Genomic DNA, 26754 nt, shown 5'->3' on the forward strand with positions numbered 1-26754 from the left:
CGTGTTTGTATCACGGACCATCGGCCAGTCGCTGGCCAAGGTGCTCAATTCCAGTGCGCTGACCCTCTCTATGCTGTTGCTTGTCCTGTTGCTGGCAGCCTGTGATTCGTCCGAGGAACGCGCAGAAGAACATTATGAATCCGGCCTTGCATTGATGGAAGAGGGCGACCTTGATCGCGCCCTCATCGAATTTCGCAACGTTCTTCAGCTGAACGAAAATCACAAGGATGCCCGGCTGACCTATGCCCGCATCCAACGCGAACGCGGCGATATCCGCGATTCCTACGGTCAGTTCCTGCGGGTCGCCGAACAGTATCCCGACGAACTTGAACCACGCCTGGCGCTGGCTGAAATGGCGCTTGATACACAGAACCTGCCCGAGCTTGAGCGGCATTCCAAGGCAGCCGTCGATCTGGCGCCTGACAACGCCAAGGCCCAGTCCCTGTATAACACCGTCGTGTATTACAACGCCGTGCAGGGCCGCGACGATGATGCACGCACCAAGGCAGTTGAAGCCGCGATCACGCTGGTCAGCTCGAACCCCGAATTTTCCGGCTCACGCAAGGTCATGATCGACGACCTGGTGCGCCAGCAGAAGTGGGAAGAAGCGCTGGCCGCCATCGACGCCGCGCTCGAGCAAACCCCGAATGACGAAAGCCTCTACCAGCTGCGCCTTGGCCTATTGAGCCAGTTGGGCGATATGTCTGAAATCGGCACCCAGCTGCGGGCAATGGTCGAGCGTTTCCCCGACAACGAAGCGAACCGCCAGATGTTGGTGGCCTTTCTGGTCAACCAAGGCGACCTGGACGCAGCCGAGGATCAGCTGCGCAGCGAAGCCGAAGCATCGGACGATGTCGAGAAAAGCCGCCGGCTTGTGGCCTTCATCCTGCAATATCGCGACCGTGACGCCGCGATTGCCGAGCTGAACCGCATCATCGAAGCCGACCGCCTGTCGCCCGTGGTTTTCAAATCGACCTTGGCGCAGCTTCAGTTCGAGAACGGCGACGAACAGGAAGCCATCGACGCGCTCGAGGCTCTGACCGCCGAGGCCGAACGGTCGGGTGACGTGCGCGAAGCCGAGATCGACCTTGCGCGGATGTACTTCCGCCAAAACAACGCTGTCGAAGCGCGCCGTCTTGTCGAAAAGGTTCTGGCCGAAGATCCGTCGAACCCTGCGGCGGCCAAGCTCAAGGCAGCATGGCTGATCGAAGACGACGAAACCGACGATGCCATCGTTCTGCTGCGCGACTCGCTGGCGAAATCGCCGCGCGACGCCGGGCTGCTGACGCTTCTGGCCCTTGCCCACGAACGCCAGGGCAACCGTCAGCTGATGGCCGAGAACCTGTCGCTGGCCGTCGAAGCCTCGAACCAGGCGCCGGCAGAATCGCTGCGCTATGCGCAGTACCTTGTCCGCGAAAATCAGGACATCGTTGCCGAGGGTGTTCTGATCGACGCACTGCGCCGCGACTCGGGCAATATCGACCTGCTGTCTGCCTTGGGCAAAGTCTACATCAAGATGGAAAACTGGTCTCAGGCCAACGGTGTCGTGAACCGTCTGGAAGAGATCGGGACAGAAACCGCCACCGCCGTGTCGATGGGCCTTCAGGCTCAGGCGCTGGCCGCGCAAGACCGGGGCGAAGAACTGTCGTCGCTGCTGGAGGATGTCGCAAACAATCCCGACACCCAGAAAGGCGGCCAGATCGCCCTGTTCCAACGGACGCTTGCCGAAGATGGCAGTGAAGCGGCTTTGGAATACCTCGAAACGCTGATCGCTGACGCACCCGAAGACGGCGATTTCCTGTTCCTCAAGGCCGGTCTGCTGGTGCTGTCTGAACAGACGGACGAGGCAAAGACCATCTACACCTCTTTGCTGGAACGGTTCCCCAACAGCAGCCGCGTATGGATGAGCCTGTATCGTCTGGCGCTTCTGTCAGGTGACGGAGCAGAGGCAGACAAGGTGCTTGCAGACGGGCTGGAGCAAATCCCGAATGACTCGCAGTTGCTGTTTGCCCAGGCCGAACGGCTGCAGGTGAACGAAGACTACGAAGGCGCGATCTCTGTTTATGAAAAGCTCTACGAACAGAACAGCAGCGCGATTGTTGTTGCAAACAACCTCGCCAGCTTGCTTGCCGATCACCGCGATGACGAAGCGAGCCTGAGACGCGCGTATGAAGTGGCGCGCCGGATGCGCGACACCAATATTCCCGCGCTGCAGGACACCTACGGCTGGATCGCGTACCGCATGGGCAACTACGAAGAGTCGGTGCCCTATCTGGAAGCCGCGGCAGAGGGGCTGGCCGAAGATGCCCGCGTTCAGTTCCATTATGGCGCGGCTCTGGCGGCGGCAGGTCAATCCGAGGCGGCCATCGAACAGCTGACCAAGGCGAAGTCCATGATCGACAGCAGCAATCCGCCCGAATATATCGCGGCACTGGATGCGGCCATGGAACAGGCAACGACGCCGGCAACCCCCGAGCAAGCGCCCGCGGAAACGCAGCCCGAGACGTCTCCGGACACCCCAACCGAACCGGCGCCTGCCTCGGAATAACACGGCCGTCGTCAGGTCAGACCATAAATCACGCCGGCCCATCGGGCCGGTGTTTTTTTATGGGTTTGGCACCAGCAGTTTAGGTCTTCCCATCGTGTGCGCCGGGACGAATGCGCGGGCGCAGCACAACACGGCGACCGGCTTGATCCCCAGCCCAAGAAACAAAAAGCCCGCGTGTCCGTGGCGGACAGCGGGCCGGTCGATCAATTTGGTAGAGCGGCTTAGCCGTGGCGCGGCTGGGCTCCAAAGGTATCAGCGGCAAAGGACAGAGCCATCTGCAGCAAGACGACACCCATTACGGTGGCGGCGCCAACACCAGCGTAGACCATCAGCGCATAAAGGATACCGGCCCCCGAGATAACGCAGGCTGCAGCGCTGACGGCGCCAATGATCATTCCGAGTATCACAAATCCAAGAGCCACGATGCTATTCCGTTCTTCTGTGTCTGTTCCGACTTTCCGGGGGAAAAGGGGCGTGAATGTGACCGGAATCGTGTCTCTGCCGGGCAATATGGCCGAAATGAGGGCGCTGATCACTGGGTGGCGCCAATCCGGTCCGCCGCCGCGTGACTGTTGCCCGCGCGGCACGTCCGCCACGCACCGGGCGGCTGAAATGCGCCCTGAATCAGTAATCTCTTTAGAATTCGAGCCCCAAGGGTTAAAGATTGATCAAAATAGAACACTGTACGTTAGAGAATCCGCCATGATGACCATGTCCCGAGTATTTGCCGCCCTTCTATTCGCCCTGATCGGTGGCAGCGCCCTGGCGCAGGACGACTACAGAATCAAGCCGGGCGACGTTGTACGGATCGAGGTGCTGGAAGACAGCTCGCTCAACCGCGAGTCGCTGGTGCTGCCCGATGGCCGCGTGACCGTTCCGCTGGCCGGTACCGTCTCTGTTGGCGGCCGCAGCGTCGATCAGGTGCGCCAGGACGTGACCGGAAAGCTGGCACCGAATTTCGCCTCCGAACCCAACGTGATCGTCTCGCTCGTTCAGCTTGGCGAACCCGCCCCGACGGTGGCCTCGGGCGTTTCCAGCCGGATGCCGATCTATCTGATGGGCGAAGTCAACACGCCCGGAATGATCGAGGTGAAGCGCGGCACAACTCTGTTGCAGGCGCTCGCGCAGGCTGGCGGCTTCAACCGTTTTGCCGCGGTCAAGCGGGTGCAGCTGCGCCGGGTCGGCAACGATGGCGTACAGAAAGTCTATCAGTTCAACTACAATGACGTGCTGAACGGCAAAAACAGCATTGGCGCCACCAAGCTTGCAAAAGGCGACGTGATCGTAGTACCGGCAAGAAAACTCTTCGAATAACAAGAATCCGGAAACCGGAGGCAGCAGTGAAGAAGAAACGCGGGCTGATTGCAGGAACAGCAGCGGTGGCGGGGGTGCTCGCTTACGCCACGCAACCGCTTTGGGCGCAGGGCCGGGAAGATGAGGCCGCAGGCTTCAGAGCCAGACTCGGCCTGCAACAGTCCTTCGGATACGGCGACAACCTGAACCTTGGGGTGCCAGGCAGCCCGACCGATCCGGAACAGGGCAGTTCCGCGACCGCGACAACATCGGTGGCGCTGGATCTGTCCAGCATCACTCGCACGCAACGGTTCAATTTCCAGACCGGAGGCGCCTTCCGCCTTGCCGATCTGCCCAATGGCAGCCGCACACCCACCGGCTTTGTCGATCCCTTCGCAACCCTGTCCTACAGCCGCGAAGGGTACGATTCGCAGTTCGATCTCGATGTATCCCTGGATCAAAGTGACATCTCGAAATCGCGCCCATTGTGGAACTTCGAAAACGAAGACAACGAGCTGCTTCCTCCCGGTGATCTGGCAAATCTGCAGGGCACGGGCGAGCGGACCTCCTATTCGCTGGCAACCACGCTTGAAATAGGCAAATCCGCGCCAATCGGCTTTCGCTTCACCGCCGGAGCCAGCGGCGTGCGCTACTCGAACCAATCGTCGAACACTCTGAACGATTACGATCGTCAGAACGCAGGCCTGTCGACCTACTTCCGGTTCGACCCGACGATGGCCGTCGTCGTCGATCTGAGATATTCGCGCTTTACCGACGACTCACCTACGCCGGACGAACATACCCGCACGGCCGAGGTCGGCTTTGACAGACAATTCGCGCGTGGGTCGTCGCTTTCGGCTCGGGTCGGCTTTTCCCGCGTCAGCTCGACCAACGGCAACACCGCCTCCGATGGCGCCACCGGCAGCCTGAGCTACACCCAACCGCTCACCGATGGCTCGGTCAACGGGCGGTTCAGCGTCACCCAGGCCACCAATGGCGCCATAACCAACGCCACGATCCGCCGCAGCTATACGCTTCCGACCGGCAGCTTCAGCTTCAACCTTGGCGCCACCAGCCTTTACGGAAATTCTCCGCGTCTCGTCGGGGGGCTGAACTGGGCGCGCCAGATGCCCACCTCGCAAATCTCTGTGAACCTCAATCGCGCGGTCACTTCGGACTCCTTTAACCGCGATATCTTCACAACGTCACTCTCGGCGCGGTACAGCCACGATCTGACGCTCTACTCCAGTCTTTATGCGAATCTCTCGTATTTCGTCAGCGACGGCACCGCGACCACGAACCGCATCGAACGCAATGACCTCTCTCTCGGCTACCAATACGAACTGACCGAAGCCTGGGATCTGAACGCCGGTCTCAACCTGCGGATGCGGGACGAGGCAACCGTTGGAAAGGCCCGCTCGAACGAACTGTTCGTCAGCCTGTCACGCCGCTTCGATCTGAACTGAACCGTCCGTCTTTGGGGTCAAATATCCCGGGGGAGTCCGCGCAGCGGGCGGGGGCAGAGCCCCCTACCCGGGTTGGCCCCGTCCACCACGCCCCAGCCAGATCGCCAGTCCAATGGCCATCGCCAGCAGCACCAGCGCAATCGGATGCCCCAGCAGCGCGCCGGACGATCCATTCAGAATGACCAGCGTCTGCGACAGGCTGCGCTCAAATCCTTCGCCGAGGAAGAAAGCGATGATGAAGACGATAACGGGAAAGCCACAGGCCGACATCGCCAGCGACACCAGCGCCGCGATGAACATCAGCGCCACGCCGAACATGCCCCCCGTCGACAGGTAGACCCCGACGATGCAGAATACCAAGGCCGAGGGGAAAATCACCGAGGTTGGCGCGCGGATCGCAAAGACCCACAATCGCAAGCTGGCCTGACCCACGATCAGGTTCGTCAGGTTCGCCATCAGCATCGCCCCGAACAGCCCGTATATCAGCCGCGCCTGATTTTCGAATAGCAGAGGGCCGGGCTGGATGCCGTGGATCTTGAACGCCGAGATCAGCAGCGCGGCCGAGATTGACCCCGGAATCCCGATTCCCAGCAGCGGGATCAGGTTGGCGCCTACCACCGCGCTATTGGCCGACTCCGTCGCCGCGATGCCCTTGATGTTGCCCTTGCCAAACGGCACGCCGCCGTCATCGCCCTGTCGCGTCGCCGCATAGCTCATATAGGCCGCCGCCGTGCTGCCAAGACCGGGCACCGCGCCAAGGATGGTGCCGATCACCGCACCGCGCAGCATCACGAAACGGCACGACAGGTATTCCGCCAGGCTCAGGCGGTCGTCGCCATCGCCCTGCACCCGGATCGCGCCGGGCTGACTGTCGCGCGTCACGGCGGCCATGCGGCGCAAGATCTCGGCCACCGCCAGCATCCCGATGGCAACGGCAACCAGCGACGGCCCGTCGTACAGTTCAAACCAGCCGAAATAGAACCGGGGCGTGCCATGTTCCGGGTCCAGCCCCACGGTGGCGCACAGCACCCCCAGCACCGCCGCCACCAGCCCGCGCAGCAGCGACGGCCCGATCAGCCCGGCAAGGATCGAAAAGGCAAACAGCATCAGCGCGCAGACCTCGACGGGGCCCATCCGCAGCGCGAGGATCGCAATCGGCGCCGACAGGAAGATCAGCACAAGATCGCTGAAGGTATCCCCCGTGACCGACGCATAAAGCGCCATCCGCGTCGCCTTACCCGGTTTGCCCGAGGCCGCCAGCGGGTGCCCGTCAAGCGCGGTGGCGGCGGCATCCGGCGTGCCCGGCGTGTTGATCAGGATCGACGGAATTGCCCCACCGAACAGACCGCCCTTGTTGATCCCCACCAAAAAGGAAATCGCCACCAGCGGATCCAGCGCAAAGGTAAACGGAATAGCAATCGCCATCGCCATCACCGGCCCGATGCCGGGCACAGCGCCCACGAACTGTCCGATCACCACGCCGAACAGAACGTAGGCGAGGTTCAGAAGGGTGAAGGCATCGCCGAACCCCGCCAGAATGGTCGCAAGATCGGGCATCAGGGCAGGCTCCGGTTCAACAGCACGTCCACCACCAGCCAGGACAGCACCGGCGCCAGCCCCACGCCCAGCGCGATCCAGGCCCAGCGCCTTTCACCGCAGATCAGCACCAGCAGCGCCGCCAGCACCGGCGCCACCGGCAGGAACCCGAACCGCGACATCGCCCATATCCCGGCGCAGACAACCACGACCACAAAGGCCAACCGCCCCGGCGCCACCTCTGGGCCCGGTTCGCCTGCTGGCCCCGGCCAGATCGTCAGCGCCAGACCCAGCACCAGCAACGCCACCGCGCAGGCGCGCGGCAGGGTCTGCGGCCGCAGCCAGCCATAGCCCACGGTTTCCGTGTGCACCGGAATCAGCCAGGCCAGCAGCAGCACGCCAAAGCCCGCCACCGCCAGCCCGCTCAGCCTTGCCATCATGTCAGGAACAACCTTTGTCTGAGTGCACCGCCACGGCCCGCGCGGCGGTGCGTCATCTTACTTGCCGAACAGCGTGGCGACGTTCTTCATCCCGTCGTCCATCATTGCGCGCGTCGCCTCGGGGCCATCGCCGCTGGGTTCCGTGTGCAGCGCGTTCTGTATGGCGTCGCGGACCGTGTCGGCATTCATCGCGGCCAGCAGCGCATCCGACAGTACCGATTGAACATCGTCGCCCAACCCGGCGGGGGCCGCGATATAGAACACAGGATCGACGTAAATATCGTACCCCTGCTCGCGCACGGTGGGCGTATCCGGCGCATAGCTGTGCCGCCCGGCATTGGCCGAGGCGATCATCTTCAGTTCGCCACTATCCAGATAGGGAATATGCGTGCCCGCGTTGAAGGCAGCGTCCAGATGCCCGCCCAGCAGGTTCTGCACCAGCTCGGCGCTGGATTTCATCGACACCGGGCGCAGTGCGCCGCCATCCTTGTTCAGCACATTCAGCAGCAGTTCCTGCGGCTTTGCGTCGAACCCGACCAATGCCCCGTCCGAGCTGGCCGCATGGTCCAGCAACCCGGCCAGATCGTCGAACGGCGCATCCTTCCGCGCCACGATCGCCAGCTGCGCCGAGGCGACCGAAGCAAGATAATCAAAACTGTCCAACGTGAACGGCACCTGATCGGCACGCACCGTCAGGTTCACCAGCACCGGCATCGACACGCCCATACCGATGGTCTGCCCATCCGCCGGAACCGTCGCCAGCTGCGTGAACATGGCAATGCCACCGCCGCCCGGCTTGTTTTCGACAACCACGGTCCAGCCGGTCGCGTCGCTCATTTCCTTGCCGATCAGGCGGCCCAGCGTGTCGGTTTCGCCCCCGGCGCCAAAGCCGATCCACAGCTTGATCGGTCCCGATGGCGCCCAGTCGGCCCATGCCGCGCCCGCGCTCACCCCCAGCGCCAGAGCGGCGCCGATCATATGTTTCAACATTGTTGTCTCTCCTCCCCTGCAGTACGGCCATGCCATCGCTTTGCCCCCGCGGTTCAATCCGGCGACAGGCTACGCGGCATCCTAGACTCTTTCCGATTGGAAATGCTACTTTTCTGATCGGAAAAGGCGCCCGGCGCCGCCCTTACATCAGAGAGCTCATGTCCCAATCCTCTGCCCTGTCCGAGTCTGGCTCTTCGAGTGAAACCGGCCGCGCTGCATTTGCGGCACGGCTGCGGGCCCTGCGCAAAGCCCGAAAGATGACCCTGCAGGACGTGGCCGACCGCAGCGGGCTTGCGGTATCGACGGTGTCCAAGATCGAACGCAACCTTATGGCGCCAACGTACGACAGGTTTACCCGGTTGGCCAACGCACTGTCGGTCGACGTGTCGGAACTGTTTGCCGACCGGTCGAACGCCTTTCAGGCAGGCGCCTTCGAGGTCGCACGACACGGCGATTTCGGCTTTCTGGAAACCGACAACTACACCTATGAAATGCTGTTCCCCGATGTTGCGGGCAAAAGCATGGTACCGATGCTTGGCACGCTGAAGCCGCTGGAACAGATGCGCTTCGATGCAATGGTCGAACACGAAGGCGAAGAGTTCCTGATGGTGCTCGAGGGGCGCGTCCTGGTGCAGGTCGACGGACGGCCGAACGTGATCCTGAATGCCGGGGATTCAATCTATTTCGACAGCCGCCGGGGGCATCTTTACGCCTCGGCACAAGACACCGAAGCCCGCATTCTTTGCGTCTGCACCCAGATGGTCCGCGCCGCAGCACCCGATCAGGGGTAACACACCACGCGCAACAAAGTGGTGATCCCGGCAGGATTCGAACCTGCAACCTGCCCCTTAGGAGGGGGCTGCTCTATCCAGTTGAGCCACGGGACCAGCCGGGTGTGGGTTTAGCGCCATGACGCGCCGATGTCATGGGCTTTTCTGGTCACACCGGATTCTGACCCGTTGTGTGGCGCGCGGTGTTTGCGGTACCGTTATCCTAACATCAAAAGGATACAGGCAAGTGTCGCAAGATAACAAACGCCCTCTCACGTTGCGCGACGTGTCCGAGGCATCCGGTGTGTCGGAAATGACTGTCTCGCGCGTGCTGCGCAATCGCGGCGATGTCAGCCAGGCCACGCGGGAAAAAGTGCTCGCCGCCGCGAAGGACCTTGGCTATGTCCCGAACAAGATCGCGGGTGCGCTGGCGTCGAACCGGGTGAACCTTGTCGCGGTCATCATCCCCTCTCTGTCGAACATGGTCTTTCCCGAGGTGCTGACCGGCATCAACCAGGTGCTGGAAGACACCGAATTGCAGCCCGTGGTCGGCGTCACCGACTATCTTCCCGAAAAGGAAGAGAGGGTGCTGTATGAAATGCTGTCGTGGCGGCCCTCGGGCGTGATCATCGCGGGGCTGGAACATTCCGAAGCCTCGCGCGCCATGCTGGAGGCCGCCGGGATTCCCGTGGTCGAAATCATGGACACCGATGGCAAGCCGGTCGATGCGATGGTTGGTATTTCGCACCGCCGCGCCGGGCGCGAGATGGCGGCGGCGATCCTGAAGGCCGGGTATCGGCGGATCGGGTTCATGGGCACCAAGATGCCGCTGGACCACCGCGCGCGCAAACGCTTCGAAGGGTTCACCGAAACGCTGGCCCGCAACGGGATCGAGATCGAAGATCGCGCCTTCTATTCCGGTGGATCGGCGCTCGCCAAGGGGCGCGAGATGACGCAGGCCATGCTGGAACGCTCTCCCGATCTGGATTTTCTGTATTATTCCAATGACATGATTGGCGCCGGCGGATTGCTGTACCTGCTGGACCAGAAGATCGACGTGCCGGGCCAGATTGGGTTGGCCGGGTTCAACGGCGTCGAGCTGTTGCAAGGGCTGCCCCGACAGCTGGCAACGATGGACGCCTGCCGGAAAGAGATCGGGCAGATGGCGGCGCGGATCATCGCGGCACGGCTGGCGGAACCGGCGCAACCGGTCGAAAACCACGTGACGCTGACGCCCAAGATCAGCTTTGGCGATACGCTGAAACGGCGCTGATGCCGGCACCACCGAAGATCGACACCCGCGCGGCGCGGCATCTGTTCCTGCACCGCAGCGGGTTGGCACAGGCGCCGTCCGGTCCGGCAAAGGGCGACGATCTGCGCCGGCTGATCCGCGAGCTGGGGTTCGTGCAGCTCGACAGCATCAACACCGTGGCGCGTGCGCATGATCTGACGTTATTTGCCCGCCGCCCGGCCTATCGCCCCAAGGCGCTGAAGCGGCTGTATGAGTCCGACCGGGCGCTGTTCGAACATTGGACGCATGATGCCTCGGTCATTCCGATCGAATTCTACCCCCACTGGCGGCTGCGCTTTGCCCGCGATGCCGCGCGGCTGAAATCGCGTTGGCGCGATTGGCAGGGGGCGGAATTTCAGCACAAGTTTGACGACGTTCTGACCCATATCCGCGATCACGGGCCGGTTAGCCCGTCCGACGTGGGCACGGATGAGGCGCGCAGTAATGGCGGTTGGTGGGAATGGCACCCGTCGAAAACCGCACTCGAATACCTGTGGCGCAGCGGCGCGCTGACAGTTGTGGGGCGCGACGCCTTTCGCAAACGCTATGACCTGACTGAGCGGGTGATCGAGGAACATCTGCGCCATGCCGACACCTGCCCGGCGCCGGATGACAGTATCGACTGGCTATGCAATGCCGCGCTTGACCGGCAGGGCTTTGCCACCTCGGGCGAAATCGCCGCCTTCTGGGATACGGTCACCCCGTCCGAGGCCAAGGCGTGGTGCGCCGCGCAGGAAGCTGCGGGCGCGCTGGTGCAGGCCGATATCGCCTGTGTCGGCGGGGCGACGCGGGCGGTGTACCTGCGGCCCGAAACGCTGGACCAGATTGCCGACCTGGCCCCGCCGACCGCGCGGATGCGTGTGCTCAGCCCGTTCGATCCGGCGCTGCGCGACCGCAAGCGGGCCGAGCGGCTGTTCGGCTTTCATTATCGCATCGAGATTTTCGTGCCCGAGCCCAAACGGGTCTATGGCTATTACGTTTTCCCGCTGATGGAGGGCGACCGCATCGTGGGGCGCATCGACATGAAGGCGCACCGCGATTGCGATGAATTGCGGGTCGCCGCACTCTGGCCCGAACCGGGCGTGCGCTGGTCGGATGCGCGGACCCGGCGGCTGGAGGCCGAGCTGACGCGGATCACCCGGCTGGCGGGGGTGTCGCAGGTGGTGTTCGCGAGCGGCTGGCTGCGCGCGCCGATGGCGCGCTAGAGGGGCTGGCCTAACCCCAGCCCGTGGCGCACCACCTGCGCCACCTGCGAGGCATCGGCTATGCCACCGGTCACCACGGCGCGGGCCTCGTCCCGCAGGGCGGTGAACACGGTCTCGCGGATCTCGGTGCAGTCGACGGGACGCTGAGCGATACCGTCAAACCGCGCTTCTTCGGCCAGCAAGTCCTCGACCAGCGGATCTTCGACCGGGCCGCCGCCGCCGGGGTAGCGATACCAGCCAACGCCAACCATCTGGCCCAGCCGGCCTTCTTCCACCATGCGATCAAAAGCGAAACAGGTGGCATCGCCCGTCGCCTTGCGTCGGGCATAGCCTAGGTCGCAACCCGCCAGATCCTGCGCCAGCAGCGGGGCCGGGTCAAAGCCGGCAGAAGCCAGACATTCATCAAGTTCAAAAGGCGCGGCCCCCGTCATCAACAGCCCATGCAAGGCGCGATCCAGACAGGCCTCGAACCGCGCCAGAAGCGAGGGCGCACCTTCTGGCAACGTCACCGTGACACCGTCCAGCCGGGCAATCAGCGCCTGAGCCATGCGGTTCTGCGCGGCATCGGGGCTGGGCGTGATTTCGACCAGGTGGCGCAGGTGCGCAGGTGCAGCCAGATGCAGGCGCGGGCCGCCCGTGCGCGGCGTGATCCCGTCCAGCCCAATCACGACCGGGATGCTATCATCAGACTCCAGCGCCGTATCGGCCAGGATTGCCAGATCGAAAGGCCCATCCGCTGTCATCACAACCCGAACCGGCGCCAGCGTTTCACCCAGCCGTGCCGCGTCATGCGCATCGGTCACCACCAGTGTCACGTCCACCCCGGCCCGCGCCATGGCGCGCACCAGTGCCAGCGCCGCCGCGCTTGCGCCCAGCACCGCCACTCTGTCGATGGCATCTGTCAGGAAAGAAACCCCCGATCGCGGATCAGCGCGATCAGCTGGGTCAGCGACTGATCAACCGTATTGCCCGAAGTGTTCAACTGCGCCTCGGCCCGCGCGTACAGCGACTCGCGGCTTGTCAGGATCGATTTCAGCTGATCCATCGCCTCGGGGTTGCCCGCCATGGGGCGTTCATCGCCCTGCGCGCGCACCCGCGACATGTGTTCATCGGGCGTGGTTTTCAGCCAGACGGTATGAAAATTCGCCAGCAGGGTTGCGTAGGTATCCGGCTCGGCCACGATACCACCCGCCACGGCCAGGATCATCGTGTCGTGGGTGCACAGCACCCGTTCGACCGCCTGCGCTTCGAGCCTGCGATAGCCTTCCTGCCCGTAGAGCGCCAGAACCTCGTCCACGGGCATGCCGCTGTGCTCTTCGATCTCGCGATTCAACTCGACGAAGGGGATGTTCAGCGCCTTGCCCGCCATCCGGCCCAGTGTCGATTTTCCGGCCCCCCGCAAACCCACAAGGCAGACCCGCTGCGCCCGGCGGGTTTCATTTGAATCGGGACTAAGCGCACGCAGTACGGTTTGCTGCGTATCGGCAGTGGCCGCGCGGTACAATTCAGCCACCCGCATCGCGTCAGACGTCCACGGATCGTCCCGGCCCATCAGCCACTCGATCCGGTGGTCCAGCGCAATAGCGACCCGTTGCAGCAACCCGATGGAAATATTGCCCTCGCCCGCTTCGAGCTGGGCCAGGTAGCGCGGCGAGACGCCCGACATGTCCGACAGCACCCGGCGCGGAATTCCCTTGCGTTCCCGGGCCTTGCGCACACGTTCGCCCACGCGCGCGATCAGCGCGGCGACTTCGTCCTCGGCGTGGGATTCCGGTGACGCGGCCATGCGTTCGCCCCGGAAGTTGGTGATTTCGGTCATGGATGTGCCGCTGTGTGTACTATAATGCACATCTTACGACGGCGCGGCGGAATTAGGCAATTGCTTTTGCAACTGCCTTTGCAGCGGCCACGTTATGCGCGGATCAGCGGTTCGATGATGGCGCGGATTTCCGGCGGGGGTTCGCGGGTGCTGACCGAGGCCGCCTGCGTGAAGACATTGGTAAAACTGCCTTCAAAACACAGCACGCCATCCTGACGGCCTTTGACCGCAAAACTGATCGACTTGGTGCCAAGGCGGGTCGGGTAGACTTCACACATCAACGGATGGCGCGGCGTCACAGGCGCGCGGAAATCCATCGACAGGTTCACGAAGGGTGTGCCGAAACCCAATTCGGTTTCAAGATAATACCAGCCGGAATAGCCGCCCAGCGCGTGCTGCCACCAAGCATCGATCGACTCGAGCGCGAAGAGCGGCAGCCGCCCGGTATAGGCGATCTGGGCCGGGTCGCAATCGGCCCAGCCCACGCGCACGGCATGTTCAAACGCGGGCGTATCACCCATTCAGTAGGTTTCCACGTGGTAACGGCCGTCTTCGCGCATGGCATCGCGCACCTCGGTCCAGACCAGCCCGGCACCGCGCGCGATGTCCGACAGCGCCTCTTCCACGCCCTTTTCCATCGCCTTAAGACCGCAGATATAGATGTGGCCGTGCGGATCGGACAGCAGCTTGGCGACTTTTTCGGATTCGTCGCGCAGACGGTCCTGCACGTATTTCTTCGGCGCATCCGCCTCGCGCGAGAAGGCGAAGAGCTTTTGCATGAAGCGTTCGGGCACCTTCTTGAGCGGGCCGAAATACGGCAGTTCCGCCGGACGGCGCGCGCCGAACACCAGCGTCAGTGAATCGCTGACCGACGGCGTTTCGCGCTGACGGCGCATGGTGAACCCGCGGAACGGGGCCGAACCGGTCCCGGTGCAGATCATCAGCAGATGCGCATTCGGATCGGACGGCAGCAGGAAGGTTGCGCCGAACGGGCCGGTCACCTTGACGGTATCGCCCTTGGCCAGGTCGCAGACGTAGTTGGAACAGATGCCGTTTTCTTCGCGCTTTACCGTCAGCGACACGTTTTTGTAGCCCGGGCGTTCGCCGTCACGCGGGCTAGATACGGAATAGAGGCGCGGCAGATGCGGCTTGCCATCCGGGCCTTCGCCCGGCGGGATGATCCCGATGGACTGGCCTTCCAGCACCGGGAACGGCAGGCTGCCGAAATCCAGGATGATATGGCGGACGTCGCTGTCGCTGTCGGCATCGGTCAGGCGATAGTTGCCCTGCACCTTGGCCTCGGCCGGTTTGCCAAGGTTGTACATGTTGATCGTGGGCTTGGACGCGCTTGCAGGCGCACGCGCCTTGCCCCCTGCCCCGGCGTGGGCCTCGGCCAGCAGGGCGGCCATGGCATCGTCAAGCGCCTCGGTGTCGGCGTCGCCGGTTTCACCGGCTTCGATCTCTTGCTGCTCGGGCAGCTCCATCCATTCGTATTGTTCCTCGACCGAATAGGGCTCGTTCACCACGCGCCATTCGTCGATGGAGCCGGTCGGGCAGACCGGGATGCAATCCATGCAGAAGTTGCATTTGCTGGCATCCACCACGACGTTGTTGTCGTCATGTTCGATGGCCTGCACCGGGCAGGTCATTTCACAGGTGTAACAGCGGATGCAGATTTCGGGGTCGATCAGGTGCTGCTTGAGCGGCTTGTTCATTGCGACTCGCGTTTACGTGACAGGATGACCTCCGGAACGGTCAAGGCGTCGATCAGCGCGGCGCACAGCCCATCGCATTGCGTGCAGCCCACGCAGGGGCCGTTCAGGCCCGAAAGCTGCTGGGCCAAAACCGAAACATTCTGACTGGCGGGTTGAGAGCGGCTGATCATCATGACGGGATACTCCGATACAAAAGGTCTGGATGCTAAAAGATAACAGTCGTTCATGAACAGAAATGTGTCCGACTTCACCTTAGCACATCCGTACCGATTCCGACAAAGGCTCCTTCGGATCGGGGCGGCTGGTGTGGCAGCGGCGCGCAGTCGTGGCGCGCCGCCGCCTGCGGCCATCAGGCCATGTGCAGTTTGACGTACTCGAAATCGCCGGGCTTGTTGTCGATCCCGACTTTCGGCGGGGCGATCCACGTGGCGTATTTGCCGGGCTCGTAGCAGGGCTTCATCAGCGACTGGATGAAATCGCCATCGGCCTTCGTCGGCAGCCATTCATCCTTGCGCTTGTTCCATTCGTCTGACGAGATGATATTGCCATCGGGGTCGACCGCCACGGCGCTGAACACGCCGATCTGACGGTGGAAGCCTTCGTGCGGCATCTTGAACGCGAAATCGACACCGGCCTTTTCGATGATCTTGTTCCAGCGGCCCACGCCACCGGCGGCATCGCGGACATAATCGTCGCGCAGGCGCATGTTGATCGCGGTCAGCGCCGGGGCGCTTTCGGTGACGATCTTGCCGTCCTTGATGGTGCACACGTCGTATGTGGCATCCTTCAGCTGATGATCGTCGTCGATCCGCTGCTCCATGAAACGGCCCTTGATGCCCGAGTTGAAGGCATTGGCCGCGTTGGTCGACACCTCCTGCCCGAACAGGTCAAGCGACAGCGTGTAGTGCAGGTTCAGCTTTTTCTGGATCGTCGGCAGGTCGATCACGCCCAGATCGCGGATCTTGTTGATGTCGTAGGGGTCGGTGATCCCGGCCTTGTTCATCGCTTCGATGGTGGCCTGAATGGTGCGGCCCACGCCGGTTTCGCCCACGAACATGTGGTGCGCCTCTTCCGTCAGCATGAAGCGGCAGGTGCGCGACAGCGGGTCAAAGCCCGACTGCGCCAGCGATTCCAGCTGCATCTTGCCGTCGCGGTCGGTGAAGTAGGTGAACATGAAGAACGACAGCCAGTCCGGCGTTTCCTCGTTGAAGGCGCCCAGCATCCGAGGCGCTTCGTCCGATCCGGACGACCGCACCAGCAGGTCGTTCGCCTCTTCCCGGCCATCGCGGCCAAAGTACTTCTGCAGCAGATAGACCATCGCCCAGAGGTGGCGGCCTTCTTCCACGTTCACCTGGAACAGGTTGCGCATGTCATACAGCGACGGTGCGGTCAGCCCAAGGAATCGCTGCTGCTCGACCGATCCCGGCTCGGTGTCGCCCTGGATCACGATCAGGCGCTTCAGCATGTTGCGGTATTCGCCCGGCACTTCCTGCCACGCGGGTTCGCCGTAATGTTCGCCCATCGGGATGGTGCGGCCTTCGACCTGCGGCGCCAGCAGAACGCCCCAGCGGTATTCCGGCATCTTCACATAGTCGAACTTGGCCCAGCCCTTCGGGTCCACGCTGACGGCGGTGCGCAGATACACCATCGATTCCTGAAAGTTCTGCGGGATCAGGTCGTTCCACCAGTTGATGTAACCGGGGTGCCATTTTTCCAGCGCCTTCAGCACCTTCTTGTCCTGGCTCAGCCCAACGTTGTTGGGGATCTGCGTGTCGTAGCTGACGTTGATGAGATCAAGCATTTCGGTAACTCCCTTCGTGCCCTGTTACACACGTTCCATGTTGTATTCGCCACGCTGGCCACTGCCATAGCGTTGCAATGCGCCTTCGGCTCCAACCGCGTTGGGGCGCTGGAAAATCCAGTTCTGCCACGCGGTCAGGCGGCCAAAGATGCGGGTCTCCATCGTTTCCGGCCCGGCAAAGCGCAGGTTCGCCTCCATCCCGGTCATCGCGTCGGGGCTGAAGCTGGCGCGCTCTTCCATGAAGATGCGCACTTCGTCTTCCCAGTCGATGTCATCCAGAATGTAGGTGACAAGGCCCAGGTCGTCGGCCTCGTCGGCCTCGATCTTTTCGCCGATCCTGTCTTTCAGCGCATCCACATCCTCGGGCGTGCCAAGGAAGCGGGTCTGCAGGCGGGTCAGGTCGTTGCCCATCGGGAAGGTGCCAAAGTTCGACTCGGTCAGCGTGATGGCGGCGGTCGGGCGATTGTCGCCTTCGAATTCGTCCAGCATCATGTAGCTGCGGTCGACGGCCCACAGCAGCTCGGCCAGAACGCCGGTATAGCACGACCCGTGTTCGACCAGGGCAACCAGGCTGCGCGAGGTCATGTCGACCCGCTTCAGCACGCGCTTCCAGTATTTCAGAACCTCGTTGGCCAGCCAGTGATCGGCATTGTCCAGCAGCAGTTTTTCATGCGCGGCAAAGGTGTCCGGGTCGCCCTGGGTGCTGAACACCACCAGACCGATCTGGCGTTCGTTCAGGCGCAGATGCAGGATTGCATCGTCGAATTCCCGCGCCAGGCGCAGCATATAGGCCTGCGCGCCCTGGGCCTGGAAGGCGTCCATATCGGCAGGCGCTTCGGCGTCGGGGCCTTTCAGCGTGATGGTGGCGCGGCCATTGTCACGGTCGATCGCGACCTCGACCAGCGAATAGGAAACCGAGCCATCTTCGGCAAAGCTGCGCTCCAGCGGGGTCAGCTCGATGCCGGTCAGGCCCGAGGCCTTTTTCGAGGCCGCCGCGAATTCCTTGGCGCGTTCCTTCACCGTCTCGTCGAACTTCGAGTTGGCGATCACCTCGTCCACAAGGCGCCATTCCTTGGCACGCTCGCCCCGCACGCCTTCCTCGATGGAACAGAACACATCGGCGCGGTCGCGGCGCACCTTGCGCTTGTCGGTCACGCGGGTCAGGCCGCCTGTGCCGGGCAGAACCGCCAGCAGCGGAACCTCGGGCAGGGCCACGGACGACGTGGAATCGTTCGTCAGCATGATGTGGTTGCAGGCCAACGCCAGCTCATACCCGCCCCCGGCGCAGGCGCCCTTCACGGCAGCGATGTATTTCTGGCCCGAGTCTTCCTCGGCTGCCTCAAAGGTATTGCGGGTTTCGTTGGTGAATTTGCAGAAGTTCACCTTGTGCGCGTGGCTTGCGCCGCCGAGCATGCGGATGTTGGCCCCCGCGCAGAACACCTTGTCCTTGCCGGATTGCATCACGACAACCTTCACCTCGGGATGCTCGAACCGCATCCGCTGGACCACATCCGCCAGTTCGATGTCGACGCCAAGGTCGTAGGAGTTCAGCTTGAGCTCGTAGCCGTCGAACAGGCCGCCCTTTTCATCGACATCCATGAACAGGTTGGCAACGTCGCCGTCATACTCCACCCGCCAGTGACGATACTTGGCTGGGTCCGTTTGAAAGTCGATGACCTTGGACATGAGTCCCTCCCGAATGGCTAAGTTAGGATGCACTTTAATGCGTTTTGCGGCGCGCGTAAAGCCGGTGATGCAAAATAGTGCAACATAAAATTCTAATAGTTTTCATTGACTTACACCAGTACGGCGAAATATCACCTGCGCAAGATATGCATTATATTGCAACAGCACCACCGCCGCCGGTCACAGATTCGCGCGCACCCGCACCCCCTCAAGATAGCGTTGCACCGTCTCGATCCGCAAACCCATGATCTCGGCCGGCAGGCCATCAAGGTGCCCGGCAGCAATGTCGCACAACCGCCGCGCCGCCTTGGGCCGGTTCATCCGCAGCTTCAGCGCCGCGTTGGCAACCTGGATCAGCCCCTGCACAAACGCGCGTTCGGCGCCGCCTTGCGGCAGCGCCATCCAGACCGGCTCCAGCACCTCGTGCGCTTCCCAGAAATACCCCTGTTCCACGAAATGCCACCCGGCCCGCCAGGCCAGCGTGTCGCGCAGGTCCTCAGGCCCCATCCCCTCGCGCACCGAGTCGTGAAACACGTCGAACGCGCGCTCGGGGTGGCGCGCGTTCGTGCCCGGCACATGGGCAAACTCCGGCAGGGGGATCGGGTTAGGCGGTTTCAACCTCGGCCGCCTCGATCCGTTCCAGACGCGCGGCGAATTCGGCCACCTCGGCCAGCACCGGCACGGGCTGCTCCAGGTGCGGCGCGTGCTGGCAATCGTCGATCACCACCATGTCGACCGGCGCATAGGACCGCGATTCAATCTCTTCGACCTGCGCAAGCGTGCCGTATTGATCGTCGCGCCCCTGAATCGCCAGCGTCGGGATGCGCAGATAGTCGATCACCTCGGAGACGTTCCATTTGCGGAAATCCGGGTGCAGCCAGACATCGTTCCAGCCGCGAAAGGCCACATCCGGGTCGCGGTGATACTTTGCCATCTTCTCGCGCAGGCCGCCCGTTTCGAACGCCTCTTTCGCCTTGGCGATTTCGGCCAGCCCGCCCGGTTCGGTGAAGAAATGCGGCGCCATCACGATCAGCCCGCGCACGCGGGTGTCGGCCACGCTGCCGGCATAGATCGCGGCAATCGTCGCGCCATCGCTGTGGCCGAACAGGATGCCGCGCTGAAACCCGATGGCGTCCAGCACTTTCGGCAGCACATCCACCGCCTCGCGCGTCATGAAATCCAGCGGTTTGGGCAATGGCGCCGCGTCCGACTGGCCATAACCCGCGCGGGAATAGACGAAGACGCCCATGCCGGTGGCCTGCGCCACCTTTTGCGGGAAATCGCGCCACAGCGCGGCGCAGCCCAGACCTTCGTGCAGCATGACGATGGTCGGCGCCTGATCGGGCGTGGGGCCCAGCGCGTAGTATTCCAGCGTCACGCCATCGACGATCAGCGGCGTTGTCGGGGTTTCGGACCAGTCGAGCGTCATGCCTCTTCCCTCAGCTTGAACCGCTGGATCTTGCCGGTCGCCGTTTTCGGCAGATCATCGACAAAGTGAATCCAGCGCGGATATTTCCATTTGCCGATCTTGGTCTGGATCTGGGTTTTCAAATCCTGCTCCAGCCCGTCGGCGTCCACGCCCTGTTTCAGCACCACGAAGGCCTTCGGCTTTTCGAGCCCTTCCTCGTCGCGCGCCGCAACCACCGCCGCCTCAAGAACCGAGGGGTGCGAGACCAGCGCCTGTTCCACCTCGAAGGGCGACACCCAGATGCCCGAGACCTTGAACATGTCATCGGTGCGCCCGCAGTAGACAAATCGGCCCTCGGGAGTCAGCTCGTATTTGTCGCCCGTCCGCGTCCATTCACCTTCGAACGTCGCGCGGCTTTTGCCCCGCTGGTTCCAATAGCCATCGGCCGCCGAAGCGCCGCGCACCAGAAGCTCGCCAATACCGCCCGCGCCCACGTCGGCCCCGGTTTCATCGACCAGCCGCAGGTCATACCCCGGAACCGCCACGCCCGAGGTACCGTACACCACATCGCCCGGCGCATTGCTGAGGAAGATGTGCAGCATTTCCGTGGACCCAACACCATCAAGGATGTCGCAATTCCACAGCGCGCGCCATTTCTTGCCCACTTCCTCGGGCAATGCCTCGCCCGCAGAAATGCAGCAGCGCAGCGGCGCGTCGGGCTTTGCGGCCTTTTCCAGATGGGCGACCGTCGCGGCATAGAGCGTTGGCACGCCGCAGAAGATCGTCGGCTTTTCCGCGTCCAGCACGGCCAGCGCGCTGTCGGGCGTGGGGCGGCCGTTGAACAGGATCGCGGTGGCGCCGACCGACATCGGGAAGGTCATGCCATTGCCCATGCCATAGGCAAAGAACAGCTTGGCCACCGAGAAAATCGTATCGTCCTCGCGGATGCCCAGCACCTGCGCCCCGTAAGTGTCTGACGTGGCCTGCAAGCTGCCGTGCACATGGCGCACGCCCTTGGGCTGGCCTGTGGACCCCGAGGAATAGAGCCAGAAGGCGGTTTCGTCCGGGCAGACATCCAGCGCGTCTTGCGCCTCGGCCCCCGCGATGAAATCGACGTAAGAGGTGGTGCCTTCCGGCGCGTTCTCACCGATCACCACAACCTGCCGGACGTAGGGGCTGGCCTTGATGGCATCCTCGACCACGGGCCAGAGTTCTTCCGACACGAAGACCACGGCGGCGCGGCTGTCTTTCAGGATCACCTCGTACACCGGGCCGGCCAGCAGCGTGTTCAGCGGGATTGGCACGACCCCGGCCTTGAGCGCGCCCCAGAAGATCACCGGGAATTCCAGTTGATCCAGCACCAGCATCGCGGCCCGGGTTTCCGGCGTGACACCAGCGCGGGCCAGCGCATCGGCCATGCGGCCTGTCTGATCCGCCAGTTCGCCGTATCCGATGGCGCGCCGGGCGCCCGCTGCCTCGCGGAAGGCCACCTTGTTGGCGCGCCCCTCCTTTACGTGCCGGTCCACAAAATAGACGGCCGCGTTCCCCGATTGCACCATGCTTTTCCTCCCCGTGGTCCGCAGGGGCGCCAGAACGGGCGAATCCCTGCTGAACTGCGTCCAACGCGCATTGTGCAAGATAGTGCCGAAACTGGCATTATAATGCAAGTCTGATTGTCAGCTTCGGATCACAGCCGGGTCGGCATCGTCGTAGAGGCGATCCAGCAGCGCGCGGCGGCGCGTCAGGATCTTGCGGAAGTTCAGGTTGCCCTTGGCGGTGATCTCGCCATCGGCGATCGAGGGCGGTTCGGCCATAACGATCGCGCGCGTCACCCGCATCGACGACCCGGCCGCCTTGCTGGCGAGCGCGGTCAGGCGCGGCGCCAATGCCTCGCGCACAGCATCGGACACCACGGCCCCCGCACCATCGTCGCCCGCCGCGACATGGGCGGCCAACCCCGGCCCCGGCACGACCAGCAACCCGATTTGGTCGCGCCCTTCGCCCGTGATGACCAGATCGGCCACCAGCGGCGCCAACGCCACCAGCAGATCGAGCCGCAATTGCGCGGCGCGCACCCAGGTGCCTGTGGTCAGCTTGAAATCTTCCGAAATCCGCCCGTCAAAGCGCAGCCCCTTGTTCATGTCGTCCGGGTCGACAAAGCCCATCGCATCGCCGGTGACAAAGAACCCTTCTTCGTCGAAGGCGTCGCGCGTCTTGTCCGGGTCGTTGAAATACCCCGGCATGATGTTCGGCCCCTTCACCCGAATCTCGTAGCGGTTGTCGTCGTCCGGGATCATCTTGATTGTCGTGCCCGTCATCGGCACGCCCACGATGCCCGAGCGGTCAATGCGTTCATGCTGAATGATGCAGGCGGGCGCGGTTTCGGTCAGCCCCCATGAGGAGGTCATCAAGGGCACGTCGCCGCGCACCTCGCGCGCCATAGATTCAAGATCGGCCCAGACATCCTGCGGCAGCGACGCCCCGGCATAGAAGATCATGTCGAGGTCGCGGAAATAGCTTTGGCGCAGGGTTTCATTCTCGCGCATCGCGTCGCGCAGCATGGCAAAGCCAACCGGCACGTTGAAGGAAATCGTGCCCCCGATCATCGCATTGTTCTCGATGCTGGTGTCCACCAGCCCCTTGGCCGGTTTGCCTTCGTCAATGTACAGGCTGCCACCGTTGGCCAGCACCATGTTGAAGTTGTGCGAGCCGCCAAAGACGTGGTTCCAAGGCAGCCAGTCCACCAAACGCGGTGGGTTTTCCCTCACGAAAGGCAGCGCATCGGCCAGCTGCGCCTGATTGGCGCACATCATCCGATGCGTCGTCAGCACGCCCTTGGGCGACGAGGTAGAGCCTGAGGTCATCAGGATCTTGGCGACCGTATCGGGGCCAACCTTGGCGGCGGCCTCATCCACGCCAGCCATATCGCCGCGCAGCTCGGCAAAGGCGGTCTGCCCCGCGCCGGTGTTGCGGCTGGTGACCAGCAGGCGGCCTTCCATCTCGGGCATGGCCAGCGCTTCGGCGAACCGCGCGCCATCGACCGCGAACACCATGCGCGGGTCGATCAGGCCCAGGACGTGGCGCAGTTGCGCATGGGCGCCGGGGATCAGCGAATATTGCTCGGCCACCGGGACAATGGGGATGCCGACATATTGCGCGGCCAGCGTCAGCAATCCGTGATCAACCCCGTTGCCCGAAATCACCAGGATCGGCGTGTCAGGCCCCAGCCGCTGCGCCAGCAGCCCGCCCGCAATGGCGCGCACCTCGGCCAGCGCGGCGGCATAGGTCACCTCGCGCCAGCCTGCACCATCGCGTTCAGCCAGAAACACGGTATCGGGACGCAACTCGGCCCAGCGGTGCAGCCAATCCGATGTCTTTTCAACGAATTCGGACAGTTCATAGCCCGAGCGCAGCAGGATCGTGCCATCGGCCCGGTCTTCGCGCGTTACGTAATGCGGGCGGTAGTTTGCAAGTTCAGCCATCCGAGGTCTCCCCTTCCTCTGGCGTTTCTATGCGCAGCAGCGCAGCAATCAGCGCCTGCCGCTCCGGTTCTGCCAAAGCGCGGGCGACCCGGTCTTCGTGCTCTTGAACAGCGTGGATCGCCGTGCCGCAAAGCGCGCGTCCCTCCTCTGTCGGATCCAGCGCATAGGCACGGCGATCGTCGGGCGAAGGATTGCGGCAGATCAGTCCGGCGCGTTCCAACTCGTCGATCACCAGAACAAGGTTCGGGCGTTCGATCGCCAGCACCTCGGCCAATTGCGACTGGCGCAGGCCCGGATTGTCGACCACCACCACCAGCGCCGAAAAGCTCAGCATCCGCAGGCCCAGAGGGGCCAGCGCGGCATTCAGATCGGACTGAATCACATGAAACGCGCGCTTCATGGTGTAGCCCGAGAATTGGCGCAGCGTGCGGTCTGCTGCAATCAGGCTGTCGTCAGGCCGATCCCCGGCCCGAGGGCTGGACCCAGGCATCCCGGCCTACCGGAACGCGGGGGGGCGTTTTTCAAGGAAGGCGGCCAGCCCCTCGACAGCGTCGGGGCTGGTCTGCGTCAGCGCGGCGCAGAGGCTTTCGGCAAAGAAGCCATCGGCCTTGGCCATATCCTCGATCCGCGAAATCGCCTGCACCATCACATAGTTCGACAGCCCGGCGTTGTCGGCGATCTTGCGCGCTAGGTCATAAGCCATGGGCAGCGCCTCGCCTTCGCCCACGGCGTAATGCGCAAGGCCAAGGCGTTCGCCGTCTTCGGCACCGTATTTGCGGCCCGTCAGCATCATCTCGATCATCCGGTCGGCACCAAGGATGCGGCCCACCCGCACCGTGGCCCCGCCGCCCACGAAGATGCCACGCCGCCCCTCGGGCAGCTGAAAGATCACCGAAGGCTCGGCAATGCGCACATGGGTCGCGGTTGCCAGTTCCAGCCCGCCGCCGATCACTGCACCGGTCATGGCCGAGACGATCGGAACGCCGCAATACTGGATCCGGTCCATCACCGCGTGCCAGTTGCGCGAATGGCGCATGGTCTGTTCGGAATCGCGCTGAACATGCTCGCTCAGATCCAGACCCGAGCAGTAATGCCCGCCCGCGCCGGTCATCACCACCACGCGCACACCGTCGGGAATGTTCGAGAAAAACGCATCCAACTCGGCCAGCAGCCCGTCGGACATGGCGTTGCGTTTATCGGGACGGTTCATCGTCAGCGTGGCGATCCGGTCTTCGACCTTCACCAACAGATACGGTTCAGCCATGGCGCCCTCCCCAAGCGACAAACTTAGTTATACCTTATAACCATTATGGTTAGTATCCGCCTCCCGGCATTGCAAGATATTTGTCAGCCGGGAAGCAGGAAGAGCGTGATCGCGGGAAAAGCCACCAGCAAGATCACCCGGATGATGTCGGTGCCCACGAAATACATAACCGCCTTATATGTCTCGATAATCGGGGTCTTCGGATCCATCGAGTTGATGATGAACAGGTTCATACCCACCGGCGGCGTGATCAGCCCCACCTCGACCACGATCAGTACAAGGATGCCGAACCAGATCGCGACGTGTTCCGCGCTCATCCCGAAGTCGAGCACCGAGATCACCGGAAAGAAGATCGGGATCGTCAGCAGGATCATCGACAGGCTGTCCATCAGGCAGCCGAAGACAAGGTAGAAGACAAGGATCAGCGAAAGCACGGTCAACGGGCTGAAGCCCTGGCTGACAACATAATTCGACAGCTCTTGCGGCACTTGCGTCAGCGCAAGGAAGCCGTTGTAGAAGGCCGCGCCCAGCACGATGAAGAAAATCATCGCCGTGGATTTCGCGGTCACCATGAAGCTTTCGCTAAGGGTGCGCCAAGTCAGCCCGCCGTTCAGTAATGCAATCAACCCGGTGCCCGCTGCGCCCACGGCAGCGCCCTCGGTCGGTGTGAACCACCCCATGTAGATGCCGCCGACGACCAGACCAAAGACCAGCAGAACCGGCCACACGTCGATCAGCGCAACGAACCGGTCGCGCATCGGCACCGGCGGACGTGTGCCTGCCGCTTCGGGGTGCAAGCGGACGTAGACGGAAATCGCAATCACGTAGCCGATGGCAGCAAGGATGCCGGGGATAAAGGCCGCGAGGAACAGCTTGGCAATGTTCTGCTCCGTCAGGATGGCATAGATCACCAGCACCACGGAGGGCGGGATCAGGATGCCCAGCGTCCCGCCGGCGGCCAGTGTGGCAGTCGAAAAGCCCCCGGCATAGCCGTATTGCTTCAATTCGGGCAGCGCCACGCGGCCCATGGTGGCGGCGGTCGCCAGCGACGACCCGCAAATTGCGCCAAACCCCGCGCAGGCCCCGATGGCGGCCATGGCGACCCCACCGCGACGGTGGCCCAGAAAGCCCTCGGCCGCCTTGAACAGCGCCGTGCTCATCCCGCCCAGCGTCGCGAAATGCCCCATCAGCAGGAACATTGGAACGATGGTCAGCGAATAGCTGGAGAAGGTCGTGTAGGTTTCGTTCTTCAACCGCGAGAAGGCGACATTGGTGCCATCTGTCACCAGAATCAGCCCGACCAGCCCGACCAGGAACATCGCCAGCCCGATCGGCAAGCGGATGAAGATAAGGATCATCAGCGCGGGAAACGAATAAATCCCGATTTCGAGCGCAGTCATCAGTTCGTCTCCACACCGTTGTCCAGCACCCCGCGACGGGTGACGAATTCGTAAACGCGCACCAGCGCGACGTAGCAGCTGACAATGGCCGAGACCACGGCGCCGAAGAGGCTGGCGGCATAGGCCCACCAGACCGGGAATTGCAGCAGGAAACTGGTTTCCATGTACCGCTGCTTGCTGATCATGCCGTCATACAGCCGCCACGCGATCAGGATCAGCACGCCGGCAAAGACGATTTCGGTCAGCATCCGCAGCAGTCGGTCCAGCCAGTCGGGAAAAAAGTCGGCAAACAGATCGACCGAGGCATGGCTGCTGGTGATCTGGCACAGCGGGATGAAGGCGAAGATGGCAAAGGCGACACCGGCCTCGACCAGTTCGTAATCGCCGTTGACCGGGCCGACGCCCGCACCGATGGCCCATTCGGAAAACCCGGGCGCGATGGATTGCATGAACGATCCATGGAACAGCCCGTTCAGCAGGCGCCCCGCGATCGACACGCAGGTCAGAACGATCAGAAAGCTAAGGACAATTCCGCCCAGGGCCGCCATCAGCTTGGACAGCCCCATCATCACCTGTTTCATGGCCTACCCCCTGGCCCGATGCGTGGCCGTTTTCCGGCCTATCGGCTTGGATCGGGGCC

General features: G+C 62.9%; 25 protein-coding genes and 1 tRNA gene. 6 read left to right on the top strand and 20 right to left on the bottom strand.

Features of this window, described 5'->3' with window-relative positions; translation table 11 throughout:
* Position 1: 1 nt before the first annotated feature.
* Entirely contained in the window at positions 2–2548 is a 2547-nt protein-coding gene (locus tag FGK64_RS17390; protein WP_138865129.1) for a tetratricopeptide repeat protein, read from the top strand.
* A gap of 221 nt (positions 2549–2769) precedes the next feature.
* Here FGK64_RS17390 and FGK64_RS22240 read toward each other — a convergent pair whose 3' ends face one another.
* Positions 2770–2970 carry a hypothetical protein gene (locus tag FGK64_RS22240; protein WP_171054128.1) on the bottom strand — a complete coding sequence of 67 codons (201 nt, stop codon included), beginning with the start codon at positions 2968–2970 and terminating at the stop codon, positions 2770–2772.
* A gap of 58 nt (positions 2971–3028) precedes the next feature.
* Here FGK64_RS22240 and FGK64_RS17395 point away from each other — a divergent pair, with 58 nt between their 5' ends.
* Together FGK64_RS17395 and FGK64_RS17400 are read left to right on the top strand one after the other, a co-directional pair.
* Positions 3029–3862, top strand: a complete 834-nt coding sequence (locus tag FGK64_RS17395) for a polysaccharide biosynthesis/export family protein (protein ID WP_246057809.1) — start codon at positions 3029–3031, stop codon at positions 3860–3862.
* Positions 3863–3888: 26 nt separating this feature from the next.
* On the top strand, positions 3889–5307 hold the full coding sequence (locus FGK64_RS17400; protein ID WP_138865130.1) for a hypothetical protein: 1419 nt from the start codon (positions 3889–3891) through the stop codon (positions 5305–5307).
* A 63-nt stretch (positions 5308–5370) separates the two neighbouring features.
* Here FGK64_RS17400 and FGK64_RS17405 read toward each other — a convergent pair whose 3' ends face one another.
* Genes FGK64_RS17405 through FGK64_RS17415 form a run of 3 tightly spaced genes read right to left on the bottom strand, consistent with a single transcriptional unit; the run spans position 5371 to position 8273 of the window.
* Positions 5371–6864 carry a tripartite tricarboxylate transporter permease gene (locus FGK64_RS17405; RefSeq protein WP_138865131.1) on the bottom strand — a complete coding sequence of 498 codons (1494 nt, stop codon included), beginning with the start codon at positions 6862–6864 and terminating at the stop codon, positions 5371–5373.
* Positions 6864–7283 carry a tripartite tricarboxylate transporter TctB family protein gene (locus tag FGK64_RS17410; RefSeq protein WP_138865132.1) on the bottom strand — a complete coding sequence of 140 codons (420 nt, stop codon included), beginning with the start codon at positions 7281–7283 and terminating at the stop codon, positions 6864–6866. The genes FGK64_RS17405 and FGK64_RS17410 overlap by 1 nt, the downstream gene beginning before the upstream one ends.
* A gap of 57 nt (positions 7284–7340) precedes the next feature.
* Positions 7341–8273: a tripartite tricarboxylate transporter substrate binding protein gene (locus tag FGK64_RS17415; RefSeq protein ID WP_171054129.1), complete on the bottom strand. Its 933-nt coding sequence runs from the start codon at positions 8271–8273 to the stop codon at positions 7341–7343.
* A gap of 158 nt (positions 8274–8431) precedes the next feature.
* Between FGK64_RS17415 and FGK64_RS17420 the strand changes: the two genes are divergently transcribed.
* A complete protein-coding gene (locus FGK64_RS17420) occupies positions 8432–9064 on the top strand; it encodes a helix-turn-helix domain-containing protein (protein WP_138865134.1) in 633 nt (210 codons plus the stop codon).
* A gap of 19 nt (positions 9065–9083) precedes the next feature.
* Here FGK64_RS17420 and FGK64_RS17425 read toward each other — a convergent pair.
* Positions 9084–9160 (bottom strand) — tRNA-Arg (locus tag FGK64_RS17425).
* A 130-nt stretch (positions 9161–9290) separates the two neighbouring features.
* Between FGK64_RS17425 and FGK64_RS17430 the strand changes: the two genes are divergently transcribed.
* Both FGK64_RS17430 and FGK64_RS17435 read left to right on the top strand, forming a co-directional pair.
* Positions 9291–10316: a LacI family DNA-binding transcriptional regulator gene (locus FGK64_RS17430; protein ID WP_138865135.1), complete on the top strand. Its 1026-nt coding sequence runs from the start codon at positions 9291–9293 to the stop codon at positions 10314–10316.
* Positions 10316–11539 carry a winged helix-turn-helix domain-containing protein gene (locus FGK64_RS17435; protein ID WP_138865136.1) on the top strand — a complete coding sequence of 408 codons (1224 nt, stop codon included), beginning with the start codon at positions 10316–10318 and terminating at the stop codon, positions 11537–11539. Before FGK64_RS17430 ends, FGK64_RS17435 begins: the two co-directional genes overlap by 1 nt.
* Here the strand turns inward: FGK64_RS17435 and FGK64_RS17440 are convergent.
* From FGK64_RS17440 to FGK64_RS17505, 15 genes are all read right to left on the bottom strand, one after another.
* The gene (locus FGK64_RS17440; RefSeq protein ID WP_138865137.1) at positions 11536–12417 is read right to left on the bottom strand and encodes a 3-hydroxyacyl-CoA dehydrogenase family protein; all 882 of its coding nucleotides are present in this window, start codon (positions 12415–12417) and stop codon (positions 11536–11538) included. The two genes, FGK64_RS17435 and FGK64_RS17440, sit on opposite strands and share 4 nt — an antisense overlap.
* Positions 12418–12440: 23 nt before the next feature.
* Positions 12441–13358 carry a helix-turn-helix transcriptional regulator gene (locus FGK64_RS17445; RefSeq protein WP_138865138.1) on the bottom strand — a complete coding sequence of 306 codons (918 nt, stop codon included), beginning with the start codon at positions 13356–13358 and terminating at the stop codon, positions 12441–12443.
* A gap of 92 nt (positions 13359–13450) precedes the next feature.
* Positions 13451–13879: an acyl-CoA thioesterase gene (locus tag FGK64_RS17450; protein WP_138865139.1), complete on the bottom strand. Its 429-nt coding sequence runs from the start codon at positions 13877–13879 to the stop codon at positions 13451–13453.
* Complete coding sequence (gene boxA, locus FGK64_RS17455) at positions 13880–15073, bottom strand: benzoyl-CoA 2,3-epoxidase subunit BoxA (RefSeq protein WP_138865140.1); 1194 nt, start codon at positions 15071–15073, stop codon at positions 13880–13882.
* The gene (locus FGK64_RS22245; RefSeq protein WP_171054130.1) at positions 15070–15246 is read right to left on the bottom strand and encodes a hypothetical protein; all 177 of its coding nucleotides are present in this window, start codon (positions 15244–15246) and stop codon (positions 15070–15072) included. The genes boxA and FGK64_RS22245 overlap by 4 nt, the downstream gene beginning before the upstream one ends.
* 176 nt (positions 15247–15422) lie before the next feature.
* On the bottom strand, positions 15423–16874 hold the full coding sequence (gene boxB / locus FGK64_RS17460) for a benzoyl-CoA 2,3-epoxidase subunit BoxB (protein ID WP_138865141.1): 1452 nt from the start codon (positions 16872–16874) through the stop codon (positions 15423–15425).
* 24 nt (positions 16875–16898) lie between these two features.
* Complete coding sequence (boxC, locus tag FGK64_RS17465; protein WP_138865142.1) at positions 16899–18560, bottom strand: 2,3-epoxybenzoyl-CoA dihydrolase; 1662 nt, start codon at positions 18558–18560, stop codon at positions 16899–16901.
* 180 nt (positions 18561–18740) lie between these two features.
* On the bottom strand, positions 18741–19178 hold the full coding sequence (locus FGK64_RS17470) for a DUF309 domain-containing protein (protein WP_138865143.1): 438 nt from the start codon (positions 19176–19178) through the stop codon (positions 18741–18743).
* Positions 19165–19989 carry an alpha/beta fold hydrolase gene (locus FGK64_RS17475; RefSeq protein ID WP_138865144.1) on the bottom strand — a complete coding sequence of 275 codons (825 nt, stop codon included), beginning with the start codon at positions 19987–19989 and terminating at the stop codon, positions 19165–19167. Before FGK64_RS17475 ends, FGK64_RS17470 begins: the two co-directional genes overlap by 14 nt.
* Complete coding sequence (locus FGK64_RS17480) at positions 19986–21527, bottom strand: benzoate-CoA ligase family protein (protein ID WP_138865145.1); 1542 nt, start codon at positions 21525–21527, stop codon at positions 19986–19988. Before FGK64_RS17480 ends, FGK64_RS17475 begins: the two co-directional genes overlap by 4 nt.
* Positions 21528–21644: 117 nt before the next feature.
* On the bottom strand, positions 21645–23450 hold the full coding sequence (locus FGK64_RS17485) for a feruloyl-CoA synthase (RefSeq protein ID WP_138865146.1): 1806 nt from the start codon (positions 23448–23450) through the stop codon (positions 21645–21647).
* Positions 23443–23940 (bottom strand): MarR family winged helix-turn-helix transcriptional regulator, encoded by a 498-nt coding sequence (locus tag FGK64_RS17490; RefSeq protein ID WP_138865147.1) that lies wholly within the window; start codon positions 23938–23940, stop codon positions 23443–23445. The genes FGK64_RS17485 and FGK64_RS17490 overlap by 8 nt, the downstream gene beginning before the upstream one ends.
* 6 nt (positions 23941–23946) lie before the next feature.
* Complete coding sequence (locus tag FGK64_RS17495) at positions 23947–24714, bottom strand: crotonase/enoyl-CoA hydratase family protein (RefSeq protein WP_138865148.1); 768 nt, start codon at positions 24712–24714, stop codon at positions 23947–23949.
* Positions 24715–24797: 83 nt separating this feature from the next.
* Positions 24798–26114, bottom strand: coding sequence for a TRAP transporter large permease (locus FGK64_RS17500; RefSeq protein ID WP_138865149.1), 1317 nt, complete (start codon positions 26112–26114; stop codon positions 24798–24800).
* Positions 26114–26695 carry a TRAP transporter small permease gene (locus FGK64_RS17505; protein ID WP_138865150.1) on the bottom strand — a complete coding sequence of 194 codons (582 nt, stop codon included), beginning with the start codon at positions 26693–26695 and terminating at the stop codon, positions 26114–26116. Before FGK64_RS17505 ends, FGK64_RS17500 begins: the two co-directional genes overlap by 1 nt.
* Positions 26696–26754 lie beyond the last annotated feature (59 nt).

The organism is Arenibacterium halophilum (assembly GCF_005938225.1).
GTDB classification, from domain to species: Bacteria; Pseudomonadota; Alphaproteobacteria; order Rhodobacterales; family Rhodobacteraceae; genus Arenibacterium; species Arenibacterium halophilum.